Consider the following 14,908-nt stretch of genomic DNA (forward strand, 5'->3'; position numbering starts at 1 on the left):
AATTTTAGAGGTGAGAGAATGATTAACCAAAAACACTTATTAAACAAACATATGGGATTTTTCCTGCTTACAGTTGTTTTAGTTTGGATTAAATCTTATGCCGCGTATAAAACGGAATTTAATCTGGGAGTCGAAGGTGGATTTCAAGAATTCATCCTGTTTATCAACCCAATTGGCTCAGCACTCTTATTTGTAGGCTTTGCCTTGTTTGCAAAGGGGAGAAAATCGTACGTATGGATGATCATGATTAATACTGCGATGACCTTGATGTTATTTGCAAATATGCTTTATTATCGCTTTTTCACAGACTTTATTACGCTGCCGACATTAACGCAGACAAAGAATGCAGGAACGATCGGAAACAGTATTGGAGCTCTGTTCAATCCGTATGATATCCTGTTCTTTCTAGATATCGCTGTATTATTAGTATTAGTTTTAACAAAGAAAATTAATCCAGAACCAATCAAAGTGAAACGTAAAAGTATCTTAACGGTTGGTCTAGCTGCAGTTATTGCATTATCTGCAAACTTATTGTTAGCAGAAATGGATCGCCCGCAGTTGTTGACTAGAACGTTTGACCGAAACTATATCGTCAAATATTTAGGAATGTATAACTACACGCTCTATGATGCGGTACTAAGCTCAAAATCTTCCGCACAGCGTGCACTTGCAGATACAGATGATGTTTCAGAAGTGGAGAACTATGTGAAGGCTAATTATGCTGAACCGAATCCCGAATATTTTGGTAAAGCAAAAGGCATGAACGTGATCTACCTTCACTTAGAGTCACTGCAAAACTTTGCAATCAATTATAAACTGAACGGACAAGAAGTAACGCCTTTCTTAAACTCGTTAACACGAGATAAGAACACGTTGTATTTCAATAATTTCTATCATCAAACATCACAAGGTAAGACAGCTGATGCTGAGTTTATGATCGAGAATTCCTTATATGGTTTACCACAAGGAACAGCGTTTACTACAAAAGGCGAGAACACTTATCAAGCAGCACCAGCCATTATGGAACAACAAGGCTATTCGACGGCTGTATTTCATGGTAATTACAAGTCGTTCTGGAATCGCGATGTGATCTATAAGCGTTTCGGATATCAAAAGTTCTTTGATGCAGAACATTACGATATGAACGAGGAAGATGTAGAGAACTATGGTCTAAAAGATAAGCCGTTCTTTAAAGAATCTATGCCGATGCTTAAAACGCTAAAGCAGCCGTTCTATTCAAAATTCATTACTCTATCTAACCATTTCCCTTATCCGATCACAGATGAGGAAGCAACGATTGAGCCTCATACAACAGGAGATGGAACGGTAGACCGTTATTTCCAAACAGCAAGATATATGGACGAAGCTCTTCAACAGTTCTTTACGGACTTGAAAGAAGCAGGACTATATGACAACACGATGGTTGTTATGTATGGTGACCATTATGGAATTGCTGAAACACGTAATAAATCAATGGAAAAAGTACTTGGAAAAGAGATCACACCATATGAGAACACACAACTTCAAAAGGTACCATTATTTATTCATGCACCAGGATTAAAAGGTGGAACCATTGATAAAGTTGGAGGTCAGATCGACATTCGTCCAACGCTAATGCATTTGTTAGGATTGGATACGAAAGAGTACATTCAATTTGGTACTGACCTATTATCTAAGAATCATGATCAAGTACTTCCATTGCGTAACGGTGATTTTGTTTCACCTACTGTAACCGGAATTGATGGTAAATATTACGACTCTAAAACAGGTGAGCCAGTTAAAGAGACAAAAGAAATTAAAGCCATTGAAAAAGAAGCAGAAACAAAGTTGGATCTATCTGACCGTACTGTTTATGGCGACTTGCTACGATTCCATAAGGTAAAAGGATTCAAGCCAGTTGATCCTTCTAAATATGATTACAACATTAAAGAAGAAGAAAAACCGAAGAGTGAAACAAACGAGTAACACAGAAGAGCCGTCCAGATTATCTGGACGGCTTTTTTGCTACAAAAAAAACTCAACATGTATGAAATATAGAATGTTGAGTTTCGTTGCTTAATCGTCTTAAATTTCTTCGAGTTTTTCACCTAATAGCTGAATGTCACGTACTAACTTTTTTTTATGCTTTTCACATTTGCAGTATTTATATTCTTCAAACAATCGGCCTAATTTTTTTATGATCTTTATCGCAATTTGGTCATCACACATCTTTTAAAACATCCTACTCTAGTTATATTATCCTATATAAGAGCGTAGCACATGATGATTAGCTAGGAAACCGTCTGTTGTAAACTTTTTATTACATTTGGTGAATAATTTTAAAAAGGTGATGCAGATTTATCTTAATCTGTTCAAATTAATCTTCTATTGAGATCCCATCTAATAAATAATCCCAGATTTCGTTATCAGTTATAGGATCCAATTGTATAGGAACATAGATGACACATACATGTTTCATGCCCCAATCTACTTCTGTAATTTGTTCCACCTTATTTGTTGGATAGATCATCAAGACATTAAACTCACCACTCACACATGTAGATAAAACCTTCTCTAATTCAAAGGTTTCTGTTTTCAGTTGATCTTCATCGATATCAATAACGGACCACCTAATAAATAATAGGGAGGAGCTCTTTCTAAACCACTCATACATCCTCTGCACCCGTTGCTTGATCGTACGTTTAAAGCTTAGATAGTTTAACATCCAATGCTGTCCTGGAACGATAGGGAAATCATGGACGGATATAACGTTATATTTAAGGTCCTTGATGAAGTGGGAATGAGAACCTGTTGTAACTCCTTGATCATCTAATACAAAACCAGGTTTATAAGAATGTATCTTTTGCATATTTCTATACTTCATGTATTTTTTAAATTTAGTTTTGATAAGCTCATTCATACCTGCTAAAGAGTGAGAGCAAACCCAATCAAAGGGAAAAGCAGTCTTTCTTAAGGAATGTCTTCTAAGGTGAATACCAGGACCGCATTCACTTCCAAGACTAATGACTGCACTGTATGATTTTTTTATGTCCTGTAACTTCATATGTCCACCTCTTGTTTCAATACATATCACTCTTTAAAAAAACAACCTCCATCAAGAAGGTTGTTTTCTTTTATTAATCGCTTACCGCAACCCCAGAGAAACTTTCAGGTCCTACTCGTACAACACCAACTAAACTTACAGAAATATAAGCTGAATATGTTTGTTGGATGTCTGCAGGTGGATTAAAATCAAGCGCGTTGAATGCGAAAGTCTGTGGTCCTAAAATGTTTAAGTTCATATTTTCGCTAGCGGAATAAACGAGAGGTGAGTTAGGGCTCGTACCACGTACGACCTGAATCGTAATGGTAGTAACCGCAGGAAGTAACGGTAGTTGAAGAGTAACGGCACCTTGTAAGAGAACCCTAATATTCGGGCCAGCACCGACTGTACCTAAACCGATTCTTCCAAACAATTGGGGTGCATTCGCAACAGTTATCGTTTGGGCAATCGAGTTAGAATAACTTGCATTTTGACTTGTTCTTAAATCAAGAAATTTTGCCAAGAAATCACCTCCCCTCCCTTTCAATATATGGTTCTTGGTGAAAATGGCTTGTACAACCGTACAAAAAAATTGAACGATGAGTAAGAAATTTTCAGTGGTAGTGAAAGGAATTTTGTATTTAAACGTCTAATACATGAGAGGCTCTAGAAGAGGGAGTGAAGCGATGAAAAAGGAAGAACGAATTATACAGTGGTTTACTTTGTATCACAATGATATCTACAACTTTCTCATCTATTATTTAGGCACAAAAGACGTTGAAGATATGGTTCAAGAAGCATTTATTAAAGTGTTTCAATATATTGATCAATTTGAACAACGCGCTGATCCGAAAACATGGCTTATTTCTATTGCAAGGAATATTGCAATTGATCACATGCGGAAAACAAAACGACAATTTGCTCTTGTTGATCAATTAAAGAGTATTTTTTCTGAAAAAAGTAAACTTCCCCACGACTGGGTGTTGGAGGACGAGCGAAAAAAAGAACTATATAAAGCGATCAACGAATTGAAAACGTCTTATAGAGATGTCGTTATTTTAAGGGGTATTTTAGATTTCACCCCTGAAGAAACCTCTCAAATTTTGAAATGGAAAATAGACAAAGTGAACCTTACTTATTATCGCTCGGTTCAATCTTTAAAGAAAAAACTTACGTCTGAAAAGTGGAGTGATTATATTGACGCGATTAACCGATGAAGAAATAATTCTGGAACTTAAAAATTTTAAATCATATAAGATGAATAGCAATCAGAAACAATCGATAGAAAACGAGTTAAACCGGTTGTCTTCTGAAAAATCTTCATTTACTATTTTTCGTTTTTACAAACCACTCTTAAGCATGATTGTCTTGCTTTTTCTTCTAGTAAGTGGGAGTTATTTTGCGATGAATCAAGCAGAAGAAAAAGCTGTGAAATATACAACTGGGTCCGGAATATTCTTACATGGTGATGAAACTTTTGAAATAAAGAATAGTAATGATTTTATTATGAAAAGAAACAAAGATGGGTCTGTGTTCTTTATGGCTGACGGGAAAAAAGTTGGTGGAATAGAGCCGTTAACAGAAGATGAAAAAATGAAAAGTATTCAAACTCAAAATCCATTTGTTAGTCAAGATTTAGAAGGGTTTCGGTACTCAGGAACATATAATCTAGATCATCAAAAAACGATGGATATTGTACAAATTCACCACTATTACTTTAACTCTCCACATAGTAAGCTGAATTACCATGTTTACTTTTATACACCTTTTTTTAATGGAGATACGGCAGCGGATTTTGCTCATTCATTTAAGATTTATCACAATGGTAAACTGCTTCAAGGTATTAATGAGGATTGGACATTATCAACCGAATTTGCAACACCGACTTTTGAAGTTTTATTAGGAGAGAAAGATAAAATCGGGATAGCTGGACCGCCATTAATAGCAGGGAAAACAGATAAGTTTCTATGGCATTTTTTTGGAGGAACGAATGAAGTCAGCATCATAACAAGAGGTGACTTTAAGGTTATCGCTACGAACAAGAAAAGCGGTGAACATGAAAGAGTTCTTGTTCAAAATTCTAGTATGGTTTGGTCGTATAAATTTCAAAAAGACAGTCCTCTGAGTCCTATAGAAGAAGTCGGTTCCATTCATTCTATTCCGGTAAATATGAAATTCAGCAAGTCTGGGATTTATCGACTAGACACGTATTTTGGTGGTGAAAGGTTCGGCAGTATCGTTGTTGAAGTCAAATAAGTCAAACCTTTTAGTGAAAAAAGGTTGGTGTGACAGCTTAATCGTTGTATACTGATATGAAAAACTAAAGGCAGGCGTTATCACAGTCATGAAAGTAGCATATCTAGGTCCACAGGGAAGTTTCTCGGAAGAAGCTGCCTTTCGTTATTTTGAAGATCACGAAAATGAATGGTATAAATGTGATTCTATTGTAGATGTACTTGAAGCCGTAGAAGAGGGTATAGCAGATAAAGGAATTGTACCGATCGAAAACTCGATTGAAGGTACGATCAATATTACGGCTGACGGATTGTTGAGGCATGATCTCTTTGTGGAAGCTGAAATTATTTTCCCAGTCTCTCTGCACCTGCTTGCATTAAAGGGAGCTCTTTTAGAAGAGATACGGGAAGTATGGTCAATCGTTCCTGCTCTCGCTCAGTGTCGAGATTTTATTCGAGAAGCAAAAGTAAAAAGTAAGCACTACGATAGCACTTCTGCAGCTGCACAAGCTGTTAACAATCAAGAAAGAAAAGATGTTGCCGCCATTGCATCCAAATACGCTGCCGAGGTCTTTGATCTTGAAATCATAAAAAGCGGGATTCAAGATAACAGCAATAATCATACTCGTTTTGTTGTGATCAGCAAGGAGAATGCCGAAATTCATCCCAAGAACTCAAAAACGATGTTGTTGATTTCACCAACATCGGATTATTCGGGTGTCCTTTCATCCATCTTGAACGTATTTACAGCGCTATCTATCAACTTAACATGGATTGAATCAAGACCAACGAAAAAGCAGCTAGGGACGTATCATTTTTTTGTAGAAGCTCAAAATGGTCTTCATGAAGAGAAGATGAACAAAGCCATTACCATATTAGAGGCCTTCGGACATGATGTGCGTGTGTTAGGAAGCTATAGAACAACAAAGCTATAACTGTGAAAGAGCTCCGAGAAACCTGGGAGCTCTTTTTATTATGTTTCTTATTTTGTTTTCAGCAATAGTACGATGCAAAAAAGCATAGAGATCCCTACGACGAGCCAGGTGTAAATCAACGAAAGTCCTAAACCTAATGGTGTGCTAAGGTTACCTTGAGGACTATTTAAACCTGCAATAATAAGGGGTAATGCACTAATTAAGTAGAGAAGTAGAGTAGAAATTACATTTTTAGAAGTGCGTTTTCTTAGAAAGAGAATAAGTCCAAATGAGGTTAATAAGAAAAGTTCACTGACAATAATTACGCTTTCCATCTCATATCCTCCTTAAAAAGTTAGACGATGTTATACTTAACTGTAAATATATAGTATGAGTGTAAGGGGGGATTTTAGGTGTATCCATCACATCCTATTCTTAAAACGTGGAAGAAGTTCGACTCTTTTCCTATGGAAACCTTAACGAAGGCATGGTACTTCCATAAAGGTACGGCAAGGAAACAAAGAGACGTCTCGTTGATGAAAGAACATAGAATGCAATATGGAAATACGGGAAACTGTTTTGATCTTGCACTCTGGTTGTTAGATGAATTCAAAAATGATGGAATAACAGCCTTTCCAATCGGTTCAAAGTTTCATTCGGATGAAGCACATGTTGCAGTTGTGGCGTTAGATGAAAAGGGTAACCGGTATCTGTGTGATTTAGGCGATCAGTGGCTGCAACCCATCCTCCTTGAAACGAACGGGGAAGATTATTCGAATGAAAAGATAAAGGGATTCTTTCCTGCGGCTGAAATCCAAGTTCAATCAAGAGGTCAAAATCATATCGAGATCCTTTATCATAGGCCCAATGGCAAGGTCTCAAACCAGTTATTTGATTTAACCCCAATCGAGATGAATGTCTTCTTACAAGGAGCAGAATACTCGCAGAATCATGTTTATCCAAAACCTCTGTTTGAATGCAGAGTGCCTTATAATAATGAGACTGCACATTGGGAGTTCTTTCATTGGGAAAGCTTTTTAAGTACGAGTGAAGGTTTACATAAAGATGGTCAAACAGATTCAATCAAACACTGGGTGAACATGATTCATGACAAAAGCGGCTATCAAAAAGATTTTTTATATGATGCTTTGAGCAGGTATAGATAAGTCGTTTTTCTTAAGGAAGTGAATATAAATGAAACTAAATTCATTATTCATAAATAAATCTGTTCTGTTCGTTTTAATTATCGTTACAGGGTTATATTGTGTCGCGGATATCCTATTTGATCTTTCTTTTAATTCCTTTATTAATCGTACGACTAACATCATAGAGGCTTTGCTTTTTCTTTTTTTATTGATCTACGTAACTGTTGATTCTAAGAAATGATAGAAAGTAGTTAATCTATCATCAACCTATCATCCATCGATCATGGGAATATCTTCTAATTCTTCTTATGATGGAGTAGGATATATTAACCTATTCAATCGGAGGTTTTAAAGATGATAATGCCAACACATATTGTAGCAGTGGCAGGCTATGTGGAAGATGGAAAAGGAAATGTATTATTAGTAAAAACGGTACATAACGGCTGGGTTTTTCCTGGAGGTCAGGTGGAGGCAGGGGAAAACTTAATTGACGCTTTGGTTCGGGAAACAAAGGAAGAGAGCGGTATTGATATTACCGTTTCACATTTATCTGGAGTTTACTCGAACACAGCACAATATAAGTGGCATGATGGAGTCACGAATGTACCAACGAAAGTTATGTTTGATTTTGTATGTAAGCCGATCGGCGGAGATCTAGCGGTGTCAGATGAAACGACGGATAGCCGATGGGTGCCAAAAGAAGATGTATTAGGCATGTTAACAGGAGAGGCATATCTCACTCGTTTTAGTGATTATTTAAAAAATGAAGGAAAAGTTATCTACAAGGAATATGTGACAAAACCTAATTTTGAATTGAAGGTCGAGAGAAGCGTATAAAGCTAGATTTTGGCTCAGATGTAAAAGGCTATTTAATATTAAGCGTTATAGGGGATAAGTTTGATGATAGGAATAAGTATAGCAACAAAGTGGGAATATGAAGCGACCTTAGAATATTTCAGCATAAAAGAGAATGAACGCTTCAAATATCCTTATGGCGAGTATTTCATGAGAACAATGAATGATTCTGAACTTGTTTTTTATAGTACAGGTGTAAGAAAAGTAAATGGTGTTGGTGGTAATCAGTATATGATTTCAAAATTTAACTTAACGAAGGTAATCGTAGCTGGAACATGTGCAGGAATTGATGATGCGTTTAGTAATTTGGAAATCTTCGTACCTGATAAAGCCGTTCAATATGATTGTACAGTAAAAGAAGTGGAGCCTTTTATAAAGCAATCCTTCATCGTTGATATTGATTTATCGAAATACGGAAATGATTTTAACACTGGAACAATTGGCACAGCTGATAAAGCAGTGGTTATGTGGAAGGATTATTTAGAGCTTAAAGAAAATCAAATAACAATCGCCGATACAGAAGCGAGTGCAATTGCATTTATCTGCAAAAAGAATGATGTTGAATGTATTATAATTAAAGGAATATCTGATTTTCCCACAGATGAGAGAAACTCTGATAAATTCGAATCAAACAAGGAACAGATTAATGTTTATTTAGAAAACACGCCTAAAGTAATGAACAAAATATTTGGAGAATATTTAACTAGGTTTATATAAAGGATCGTTTAATGATAAAAAACGCAGAGGATGCTAATCCCTCTGCGTTTTTCTATATACGATCTGTTCAGTTATTTCTTAGGAATTTCACAGCCGTCATCGTCACAGCTCATTCCATCTTCATTGTTTAGAAAAGTGATTTTGTTTTCAGCTATTATTTTGTTCAAGGCTTGTACAAAAACATCAGTCGGCTGTGCACCAGTTAGCGCATATTTTTTGTCTATGAGATAGAAGGGTACACCTGTTACTCCATAGGCTTTTGCTGTTTCTTCATCAGCTCTAACCTCATCAGCCATCTCATCGCTAGAAAGCATCTGTATGACAGCTTCTCTATTTAAACCAACATCTTCTGCTAGGTCTGCTAAAGTTTCATGATCCCCTATATGTTTGGATTCTGTAAAAAAGGCGTATAAAATGCGTTCTGTCATCTCCTGCATCTTACCTTCCTTTTTAGCAAGCATCGTCAAACGGTGAGCATCAAAGGTATTGGTTAAGATCATCGTATCCATCTGATACTCTAGTCCAGATTCCTTCGCCATTTGTATCACGTTTTGCGTGTTTGCTTTAGCAGCGTCTATACTCATGCCATATTTTTTAGATAATTTTTCATAGATGTTTTCGTTAACGTCACGTTCCATTGTAGGATCCAGTTCGAAGCAGCGATACGTTACTTCAACGGGATGGTCAATCTTTTTAATAGCGTCCTCCAGACGCTTTTTGCCAATATAGCAGAATGGTCAAGCAAAGTCTGTCCACATTTCGATGTGTAACATTGTAATCCCCCCAATTTATTGTTTCATCCATAGTATATAAGGATTCGAATATTTTTACACGTTGTTTGATCGGTCAGCTGGATAAACTAGTCCAACCTGTTTTCTAGCCTCGTCCATAATCTTCATAACAGCAAGTGAATTTGCATGTGAATTCACTTTAGACTCAAGTTCACCACGTTCGATCAGTTCGATAAACTCTTTCGCTTCGTAATACATCTTCGGTTTATCTTGTTCAACCGTGATGTTCTCTGTACGACCATCTCGATATCGAATCTCGATGTTTGTCATGTCTTGTATATGATCGATTAGAATACTTCCGTTTTCACCTTGGATTTCTGATGGGACGTAAGAGTTAGAGATCTTAGAGTACATCACAACTGCTTCACTCTCTCCATAGTTTAAAAGAATACTTCCTTCACCATCGACGCCAGATTCGAGTAGATAGGCGTTCGCTTTAACCTCACGAGGCTCTCCAAAAAGAACAACCATCGGGTATAAACAATAAATTCCGATATCCATCAATGAACCATTTGAGAACTCCGGTTTAAAAGCGTTAAGGATCGTGCCTTCCTTATACTTATCATAACGAGATGAGTACTGACAGGAGTTTGCAAAATAACGGCGAACTTTACCGATCTTATGAAGGTTCTCTTGAATGCTTCTAAAGTTCGGCATTACGGTTGAACGCATGGCTTCCATAAGCAACACATTGTTTTCCTTAGCAACAGCTATCATTTTTTCTACTTCTTTTGCATTCGATGCCATAGGCTTTTCACAGATTACATGCTTGCCATGGTTCATGATTGTTATCGCATACTCTGCGTGAAATGAGTTTGGGCTAGCAATATACACCGCGTCAATTTCATTACTAGCAGCCATCATATCTAAATCGGTAAACGTATGTATTGCACCATGCTTCTCAGCAAATTCTTTTGCTTTTTCTTCTGTACGTGAATAGACAGCATTCAGTGTAAAGCCATTTACTTCTTTTGCAGCAGCAATAAAGCTCTCTGTGATCCAATTCGTTCCAATAACTCCAAATTTCAAGATGATTCATCCTTTCACAATCGGTAGCATAGCCCGATGCTTTTCATAGTATGTATTCTACTCCTATAGTCATGTTTTAGACAAATAATGAGGACTGTCGCACTATTTTTGTAGAAAAAGGTTTCTTGATATAACATATAGGGTAAATAGAAGTTAAAACCTGGTAAGGAGGGATGAGTTATGCTTACTATGACCAATCATAACCAGCAAACGATAAAGCCTTTAGATATGCCAGTATCACGATACGTGCTTAAAGAACAATCTGTAGCAGAACAGGAAAAACGCAAGCCTGAATTTGAATTAACGTCGTTGAATCCAAAATAAAAGAAGCCATACATGAAGAAAGCGAAGATCTTAGGGAATCTTCGCTTTTTTTTGTTTGATTTTAAAATATCACGCTAGAACAGACAAAGAGATTCCAATTCCATTTACAATACCATGAATGATAATCGCTGGAATAATAGAGCCTGTCTTTTCATACACCCAGCAAAAGACTAAGCCAGAAGCAAAGTTTACGGGCAGCGTATTATAAGTCGGGATATGAACGATCATGAAAATGAACGAGCTTAAAATCATTGCCCTCCGAACACCCCATCTTCTGAACCACGTATACAAAAAACCACGGTAAAAGATCTCTTCATAAATAGGGGAAACAACTGCTGCTGATAAAAAGCCTATCACGAATGTAAAGGGTGTAAGATCAGATTTTAGACTGTCTGTTTTAGCATTATTTGTACTTATTGAAAGCACATCCATTACTACGACAAGGGCAATACTTATGAGAATGAGAAGGATGGTCCATAGCAAAATCGTCTTCCACATTTTTTTTCTAAGTGGAGTTAGACCAACAGCTCTCCATCCTAACTGATTTGGTTTTAAAGCGATCCAATAAACCGCTGTCGTAAATACGATCGCCATGCAAAAACCAGTTAATGTCCCAGCGTATAAAGTGTTATCCAACCAACGTATCAACTGATCGTATAGGATGTTCTCCAAAAGAATGGGTACAACAACCAAACAAAGACTCAATAATAGTATAAGTTCACGAATGGTCCATTTTTTCTCTGTTGTAACGTTCATTGTATTGTTCCTCCTGATTAACTTGTTATAATATGTTAATTGTAAGCGGTGACGTAACGTAACCTGCAAGAGAAAAAGGAGAAAAAATAATGAACTTATTTTCCACTGGAGAGGTTTCAAAGCAATACGGAGTTTCCGTAAGGACTCTCAGATACTATGACCAAATCAGTCTGCTATTACCGAGTATCAAGAGTGAGAGCGGAACAAGAATGTATACGAAAGAAGATCTGCAACTATTAGAAAAAATTACACTCTTGAAATCTTTGTCTCTTCCTTTAACAGAAATTAAAAAAATAATAGGTGAAGTAACGATAAAAGATATTCTTTTAGCTCAGAAGAAAGATGTACAGACCCAGCTGAATCAGTTTCAATCAGCGTCTAAAAAAATAAATACACTCCTGCATATCCTTGAGCTCCAGGGGGAGTTGGATTGGGAGCATATCCTTTCCCTTGTTCAAGCTAATGAAGATACAAAGATTGCTGAGAGAAATCAAACCTGGGAAACGTTCTTCTCTGATCATGAGAGACAGATGCTTCAAACCTCGCTACCTAAACTTGAGGATGCAAGTACAGCAAAATGGGTGAACATCATAAAACGAATAGAGATCTGTTTGCAAAACAACAGGGAACCTTCGTCCGACGAAGGTCATTTGATCGCTTCAGATGTATTACTCTTATCGCATGAAATGTTTCAGGGAGACACCGAGTTAGAGGAGAAGTTCTGGAATGCTCGAAAATCGGAAACCTCCTCACAATCATTGAATTTATATCCTGTTAGCAACGAAGTCTTAGAATTTTTAGAGATGGCAATCATAAGTTATCAAACTATCAACGCATGACCAAAGTTTTATAAAAATGTAAAACTTTGGTTTAACACCTTGTGAGTTTAGGGTATCAAGAAATAGACTCCAAAATTATCCATGAGGTGAAAAGAAGAAATGAAAAAGTTATTGGTGATGGTAGTAGCACTAAGTGTAATGGTATTAGGCGGTTGTAACATGTTGATTGAAGATGATTTTAATGCGTATCTGGATGACCGCAATGATCTCATCGACAAGGAAACGAAGTTATTTGAACAAGCACAGGCGGATTTTTCTAAGCTAATTGAAGACCCAAACGCCAAGGAACAAGTGCAAAAAACAATTGATAAATATGAAGCGTTAGTAAAAGAAGCTGAGGGGATTCGATCAGATAAGATAGACGACTTGAAAACGTCTCAAGATCATTTTGTAAAAGCGATTCAATCGAATGCAGAAGGAATGAAATTAAGTCTATCAGCTTTTGAAAAGCAAGATGCTGAGTTAGATAAAAAATCTCAAACAATGTTTGAAGAAGCACAAAAAGCCGGGAAAAAGAGTGAGAGTGAGTTAGAGAAGTTTGCAGAAGATAACGACTTTACATTAGAAGAAACAAAATCAAAAGAATAATAGATATTGAGGAGCTGAATATGCAGCTCTTTTTTTATTCTGTAATAAATTTTGGGAATAAAAAGGGTATTACAGGTAGATTAGAGAAGTTGTAGGGTGGTCTTGATAAATTGAAAGGTAAGGTTAAGTTAAGGGGCTGTACTGATGAACGTTCATATAATGTTTGGAGAATCTTCGTCTGGCGCTATGAAATGGATGCTAAGTAAGGAAAAACGCAAGGAATATGTAATTGGATTTCCGGATTCTTTTGCGATAGGACCTATTCATGAACTGGAAACTGAAAAGGGAACAGAATGCCGGATTCAATGGTTTAAAGACAATTTGACAATTGGTGACATGGCAGAATATTATTCAAACGAATATGAATTTAGTTTTAGGCAAGCACTTCAGGAAATTGGAGATATTTCTATAGATGAGCCAATTACAATTTGGGCAGCTGAAAATGCACCTGAACAAACCGGTTTAAGGTTTGTGATGAAGTTACTTGAAGATCGAGAAAACAAGATCTTTGTGGTTAATACCAATGATTGTTTTAACAAATATTGCAAACCTCCTGATGTCTTCTATCCTTCACTACACACGAGTGATGTTTCTCCAGATCATCTCAAGATCATTTTAGAGAAAACGGATAGATACGATCCTATTTCAATGGATGGTCAGAAAAAATTTGTTGATGAGTGGGAGACTTTGAGTGCATCAGAAGAAGTCTTAAGACTTTGGGAAGACAAGTCAATAAAAAGCGTTAGTGTTGATCATCTAGATACGTTCATTATTTATTCTGCAAGACGTTTGGAGTGGAAGTATGGAGAAGTATTCTTAGAAAGCTTACATCTCGTAGGTGATATGCTTGGCCATCTCGAACAATATGTAGGTGATACTTTTATTTTTAATCGAATTCATTATTTGATCGAGCAAGGAAAACTTGAATATGAAGGTACATTAGGGGATATGAGGAAATTAAGAGTAAAGCTTCCCTAAAAGATCTTACATAAGAAACGGAGAGAACGTATGATGAATCAAAGTGTGGAAACAAATGTTAAATTAACTGGAGACAATATTTATATTAGATTACTGACCGTTGAGGATGCAGAGGATATGGTGAATCTTCAATTAGAGAACCGTGAGTTCTTTAGTCAGTTTGCTATGGAACGCAGCGATGATTTTTACTCACTTGAAAACCAGCAAAAACGAATTCAAATGTTAGTAGAGAATGCAAAACAAGATTTAGATTATTATTTTGGTATTTTTACAAAAGATGAAGAGATCCTGATCGGAACAATCAATTTGTTCGCAGTGATGCGCGGATCCATTCAAAGTGCCTTTGTCGGTTACTTTTTAGACGAAAAGCACAATGGAAAAGGCTTTACGACAGAAGCTGTACGCTTAATCGTAAAATATGCATTTGATGAGCTTAAACTTCATCGAGTAGAAGCAGGTGTGATGCCGCACAACGTTGGTTCTATTCGAGTGTTAGAAAAAGCTGGGTTCGAGAAAGAGGGACTAGCTCGTAAAAATGTAAAGATTAATGGGAAGTGGGAAGATCATCAACAAATGGCTATTATCAATCCAGCTGATTGATGAAAAAATGGCTGCTCGTGCTCTTACTAATGATGAGTTTAGCTGGATGCAACGAGAATGAAAAGCTGATGAACACAAGTAAAGGAAGCTGAGTAGAATTGATGCTGAAATGTTGC

The 14,908-nt window shown here is 36.7% G+C and carries 20 protein-coding genes; 14 read left to right on the forward strand and 6 right to left on the reverse strand.

Features of this window, described 5'->3' with window-relative positions:
• The first annotated feature begins 18 nt into the window (after nucleotides 1-18).
• Nucleotides 19-1,965, forward strand: coding sequence for a lipoteichoic acid synthase (locus tag ABE65_RS06005; protein ID WP_066392401.1), 1,947 nt, complete (start codon nucleotides 19-21; stop codon nucleotides 1,963-1,965).
• Between the two features lie 391 nt (nucleotides 1,966-2,356).
• Here the strand turns inward: ABE65_RS06005 and ABE65_RS06010 are convergent, their stop codons facing one another.
• Nucleotides 2,357-3,043, reverse strand: a complete 687-nt coding sequence (locus ABE65_RS06010) for a DUF1796 family putative cysteine peptidase (protein ID WP_066392402.1) — start codon at nucleotides 3,041-3,043, stop codon at nucleotides 2,357-2,359.
• 73 nt (nucleotides 3,044-3,116) lie between these two features.
• Complete coding sequence (locus ABE65_RS06015; RefSeq protein WP_066392405.1) at nucleotides 3,117-3,545, reverse strand: hypothetical protein; 429 nt, start codon at nucleotides 3,543-3,545, stop codon at nucleotides 3,117-3,119.
• 163 nt (nucleotides 3,546-3,708) lie between these two features.
• On the opposite strand from ABE65_RS06015, the gene ABE65_RS06020 reads away from it, so the two are divergent.
• The 3 genes from ABE65_RS06020 (at nucleotide 3,709) to pheA (ending at nucleotide 6,191) form a co-directional block, all read left to right on the forward strand.
• Nucleotides 3,709-4,239, forward strand: a complete 531-nt coding sequence (locus tag ABE65_RS06020; protein ID WP_066392407.1) for an RNA polymerase sigma factor — start codon at nucleotides 3,709-3,711, stop codon at nucleotides 4,237-4,239.
• Nucleotides 4,240-4,426: 187 nt separating this feature from the next.
• Nucleotides 4,427-5,278 carry a DUF4871 domain-containing protein gene (locus ABE65_RS06025; protein WP_156499130.1) on the forward strand — a complete coding sequence of 284 codons (852 nt, stop codon included), beginning with the start codon at nucleotides 4,427-4,429 and terminating at the stop codon, nucleotides 5,276-5,278.
• A gap of 88 nt (nucleotides 5,279-5,366) precedes the next feature.
• Nucleotides 5,367-6,191 carry a prephenate dehydratase gene (gene pheA / locus ABE65_RS06030; RefSeq protein WP_066392411.1) on the forward strand — a complete coding sequence of 275 codons (825 nt, stop codon included), beginning with the start codon at nucleotides 5,367-5,369 and terminating at the stop codon, nucleotides 6,189-6,191.
• Between the two features lie 47 nt (nucleotides 6,192-6,238).
• Here the strand turns inward: pheA and ABE65_RS06035 are convergent, their stop codons facing one another.
• Nucleotides 6,239-6,505 (reverse strand): hypothetical protein, encoded by a 267-nt coding sequence (locus ABE65_RS06035; protein WP_066392413.1) that lies wholly within the window; start codon nucleotides 6,503-6,505, stop codon nucleotides 6,239-6,241.
• 78 nt (nucleotides 6,506-6,583) lie between these two features.
• On the opposite strand from ABE65_RS06035, the gene ABE65_RS06040 reads away from it, so the two are divergent.
• From ABE65_RS06040 to ABE65_RS06055, 4 genes are all read left to right on the forward strand, one after another.
• Nucleotides 6,584-7,336, forward strand: a complete 753-nt coding sequence (locus ABE65_RS06040; RefSeq protein WP_419471035.1) for a hypothetical protein — start codon at nucleotides 6,584-6,586, stop codon at nucleotides 7,334-7,336.
• 28 nt (nucleotides 7,337-7,364) lie between these two features.
• Nucleotides 7,365-7,556: a hypothetical protein gene (locus tag ABE65_RS06045; RefSeq protein ID WP_066392415.1), complete on the forward strand. Its 192-nt coding sequence runs from the start codon at nucleotides 7,365-7,367 to the stop codon at nucleotides 7,554-7,556.
• A gap of 113 nt (nucleotides 7,557-7,669) precedes the next feature.
• Complete coding sequence (locus tag ABE65_RS06050; RefSeq protein ID WP_066392417.1) at nucleotides 7,670-8,152, forward strand: NUDIX hydrolase; 483 nt, start codon at nucleotides 7,670-7,672, stop codon at nucleotides 8,150-8,152.
• A 63-nt stretch (nucleotides 8,153-8,215) separates the two neighbouring features.
• Nucleotides 8,216-8,887, forward strand: a complete 672-nt coding sequence (locus tag ABE65_RS06055; protein WP_066392419.1) for a 5'-methylthioadenosine/S-adenosylhomocysteine nucleosidase family protein — start codon at nucleotides 8,216-8,218, stop codon at nucleotides 8,885-8,887.
• Nucleotides 8,888-8,958: 71 nt separating this feature from the next.
• Here ABE65_RS06055 and ABE65_RS06060 read toward each other — a convergent pair whose 3' ends face one another.
• Together ABE65_RS06060 and ABE65_RS06065 are read right to left on the reverse strand one after the other, a co-directional pair.
• The gene (locus tag ABE65_RS06060; RefSeq protein ID WP_269148795.1) at nucleotides 8,959-9,612 is read right to left on the reverse strand and encodes a DsbA family oxidoreductase; all 654 of its coding nucleotides are present in this window, start codon (nucleotides 9,610-9,612) and stop codon (nucleotides 8,959-8,961) included.
• A 102-nt stretch (nucleotides 9,613-9,714) separates the two neighbouring features.
• Nucleotides 9,715-10,710, reverse strand: coding sequence for a Gfo/Idh/MocA family protein (locus ABE65_RS06065; protein WP_066392429.1), 996 nt, complete (start codon nucleotides 10,708-10,710; stop codon nucleotides 9,715-9,717).
• 177 nt (nucleotides 10,711-10,887) lie between these two features.
• On the opposite strand from ABE65_RS06065, the gene ABE65_RS21780 reads away from it, so the two are divergent.
• Nucleotides 10,888-11,031, forward strand: a complete 144-nt coding sequence (locus tag ABE65_RS21780) for a hypothetical protein (RefSeq protein ID WP_153238886.1) — start codon at nucleotides 10,888-10,890, stop codon at nucleotides 11,029-11,031.
• A 69-nt stretch (nucleotides 11,032-11,100) separates the two neighbouring features.
• On the opposite strand, the gene ABE65_RS06070 is transcribed toward ABE65_RS21780, so the two are convergent.
• The gene (locus tag ABE65_RS06070) at nucleotides 11,101-11,787 is read right to left on the reverse strand and encodes a CPBP family intramembrane glutamic endopeptidase (RefSeq protein ID WP_066392431.1); all 687 of its coding nucleotides are present in this window, start codon (nucleotides 11,785-11,787) and stop codon (nucleotides 11,101-11,103) included.
• Between the two features lie 89 nt (nucleotides 11,788-11,876).
• Between ABE65_RS06070 and ABE65_RS06075 the strand changes: the two genes are divergently transcribed.
• The 5 genes from ABE65_RS06075 (at nucleotide 11,877) to ABE65_RS22390 (ending at nucleotide 14,884) form a co-directional block, all read left to right on the forward strand.
• A complete protein-coding gene (locus ABE65_RS06075) occupies nucleotides 11,877-12,626 on the forward strand; it encodes a MerR family transcriptional regulator (RefSeq protein WP_066392438.1) in 750 nt (249 codons plus the stop codon).
• Nucleotides 12,627-12,725: 99 nt separating this feature from the next.
• Nucleotides 12,726-13,214, forward strand: a complete 489-nt coding sequence (locus ABE65_RS06080) for a hypothetical protein (protein ID WP_066392440.1) — start codon at nucleotides 12,726-12,728, stop codon at nucleotides 13,212-13,214.
• A 144-nt stretch (nucleotides 13,215-13,358) separates the two neighbouring features.
• On the forward strand, nucleotides 13,359-14,192 hold the full coding sequence (locus tag ABE65_RS06085; RefSeq protein ID WP_066392441.1) for a DUF1835 domain-containing protein: 834 nt from the start codon (nucleotides 13,359-13,361) through the stop codon (nucleotides 14,190-14,192).
• A gap of 30 nt (nucleotides 14,193-14,222) precedes the next feature.
• Nucleotides 14,223-14,792 carry a GNAT family N-acetyltransferase gene (locus ABE65_RS06090; protein ID WP_228116261.1) on the forward strand — a complete coding sequence of 190 codons (570 nt, stop codon included), beginning with the start codon at nucleotides 14,223-14,225 and terminating at the stop codon, nucleotides 14,790-14,792.
• Complete coding sequence (locus ABE65_RS22390; protein ID WP_419471036.1) at nucleotides 14,792-14,884, forward strand: lipoprotein; 93 nt, start codon at nucleotides 14,792-14,794, stop codon at nucleotides 14,882-14,884. Before ABE65_RS06090 ends, ABE65_RS22390 begins: the two co-directional genes overlap by 1 nt.
• The last annotated feature ends 24 nt before the right edge of the window (nucleotides 14,885-14,908 follow it).

It is taken from the genome of Fictibacillus phosphorivorans, assembly GCF_001629705.1.
GTDB lineage: Bacteria > Bacillota > Bacilli > Bacillales > Fictibacillaceae > Fictibacillus > Fictibacillus phosphorivorans_A.

Coding starts and splice junctions, on each gene's coding strand:
- ABE65_RS22390 (WP_419471036.1), top strand. CDS start 14,792: ATGAAAAAATGGCTGCTCGTGCTCTTACTAATGATGAGTTTAGCTGGA.
- pheA (WP_066392411.1), top strand. CDS start 5,367: ATGAAAGTAGCATATCTAGGTCCACAGGGAAGTTTCTCGGAAGAAGCT.
- ABE65_RS06025 (WP_156499130.1), top strand. CDS start 4,427: ATGAATCAAGCAGAAGAAAAAGCTGTGAAATATACAACTGGGTCCGGA.
- ABE65_RS06075 (WP_066392438.1), top strand. CDS start 11,877: ATGAACTTATTTTCCACTGGAGAGGTTTCAAAGCAATACGGAGTTTCC.
- ABE65_RS06055 (WP_066392419.1), top strand. CDS start 8,216: ATGATAGGAATAAGTATAGCAACAAAGTGGGAATATGAAGCGACCTTA.
- ABE65_RS06020 (WP_066392407.1), top strand. CDS start 3,709: ATGAAAAAGGAAGAACGAATTATACAGTGGTTTACTTTGTATCACAAT.
- ABE65_RS06050 (WP_066392417.1), top strand. CDS start 7,670: ATGATAATGCCAACACATATTGTAGCAGTGGCAGGCTATGTGGAAGAT.
- ABE65_RS06045 (WP_066392415.1), top strand. CDS start 7,365: ATGAAACTAAATTCATTATTCATAAATAAATCTGTTCTGTTCGTTTTA.
- ABE65_RS06005 (WP_066392401.1), top strand. CDS start 19: ATGATTAACCAAAAACACTTATTAAACAAACATATGGGATTTTTCCTG.
- ABE65_RS06070 (WP_066392431.1), bottom strand. CDS start 11,787: ATGAACGTTACAACAGAGAAAAAATGGACCATTCGTGAACTTATACTA.
- ABE65_RS21780 (WP_153238886.1), top strand. CDS start 10,888: ATGCTTACTATGACCAATCATAACCAGCAAACGATAAAGCCTTTAGAT.
- ABE65_RS06010 (WP_066392402.1), bottom strand. CDS start 3,043: ATGAAGTTACAGGACATAAAAAAATCATACAGTGCAGTCATTAGTCTT.
- ABE65_RS06085 (WP_066392441.1), top strand. CDS start 13,359: ATGAACGTTCATATAATGTTTGGAGAATCTTCGTCTGGCGCTATGAAA.
- ABE65_RS06035 (WP_066392413.1), bottom strand. CDS start 6,505: ATGGAAAGCGTAATTATTGTCAGTGAACTTTTCTTATTAACCTCATTT.
- ABE65_RS06080 (WP_066392440.1), top strand. CDS start 12,726: ATGAAAAAGTTATTGGTGATGGTAGTAGCACTAAGTGTAATGGTATTA.
- ABE65_RS06090 (WP_228116261.1), top strand. CDS start 14,223: ATGATGAATCAAAGTGTGGAAACAAATGTTAAATTAACTGGAGACAAT.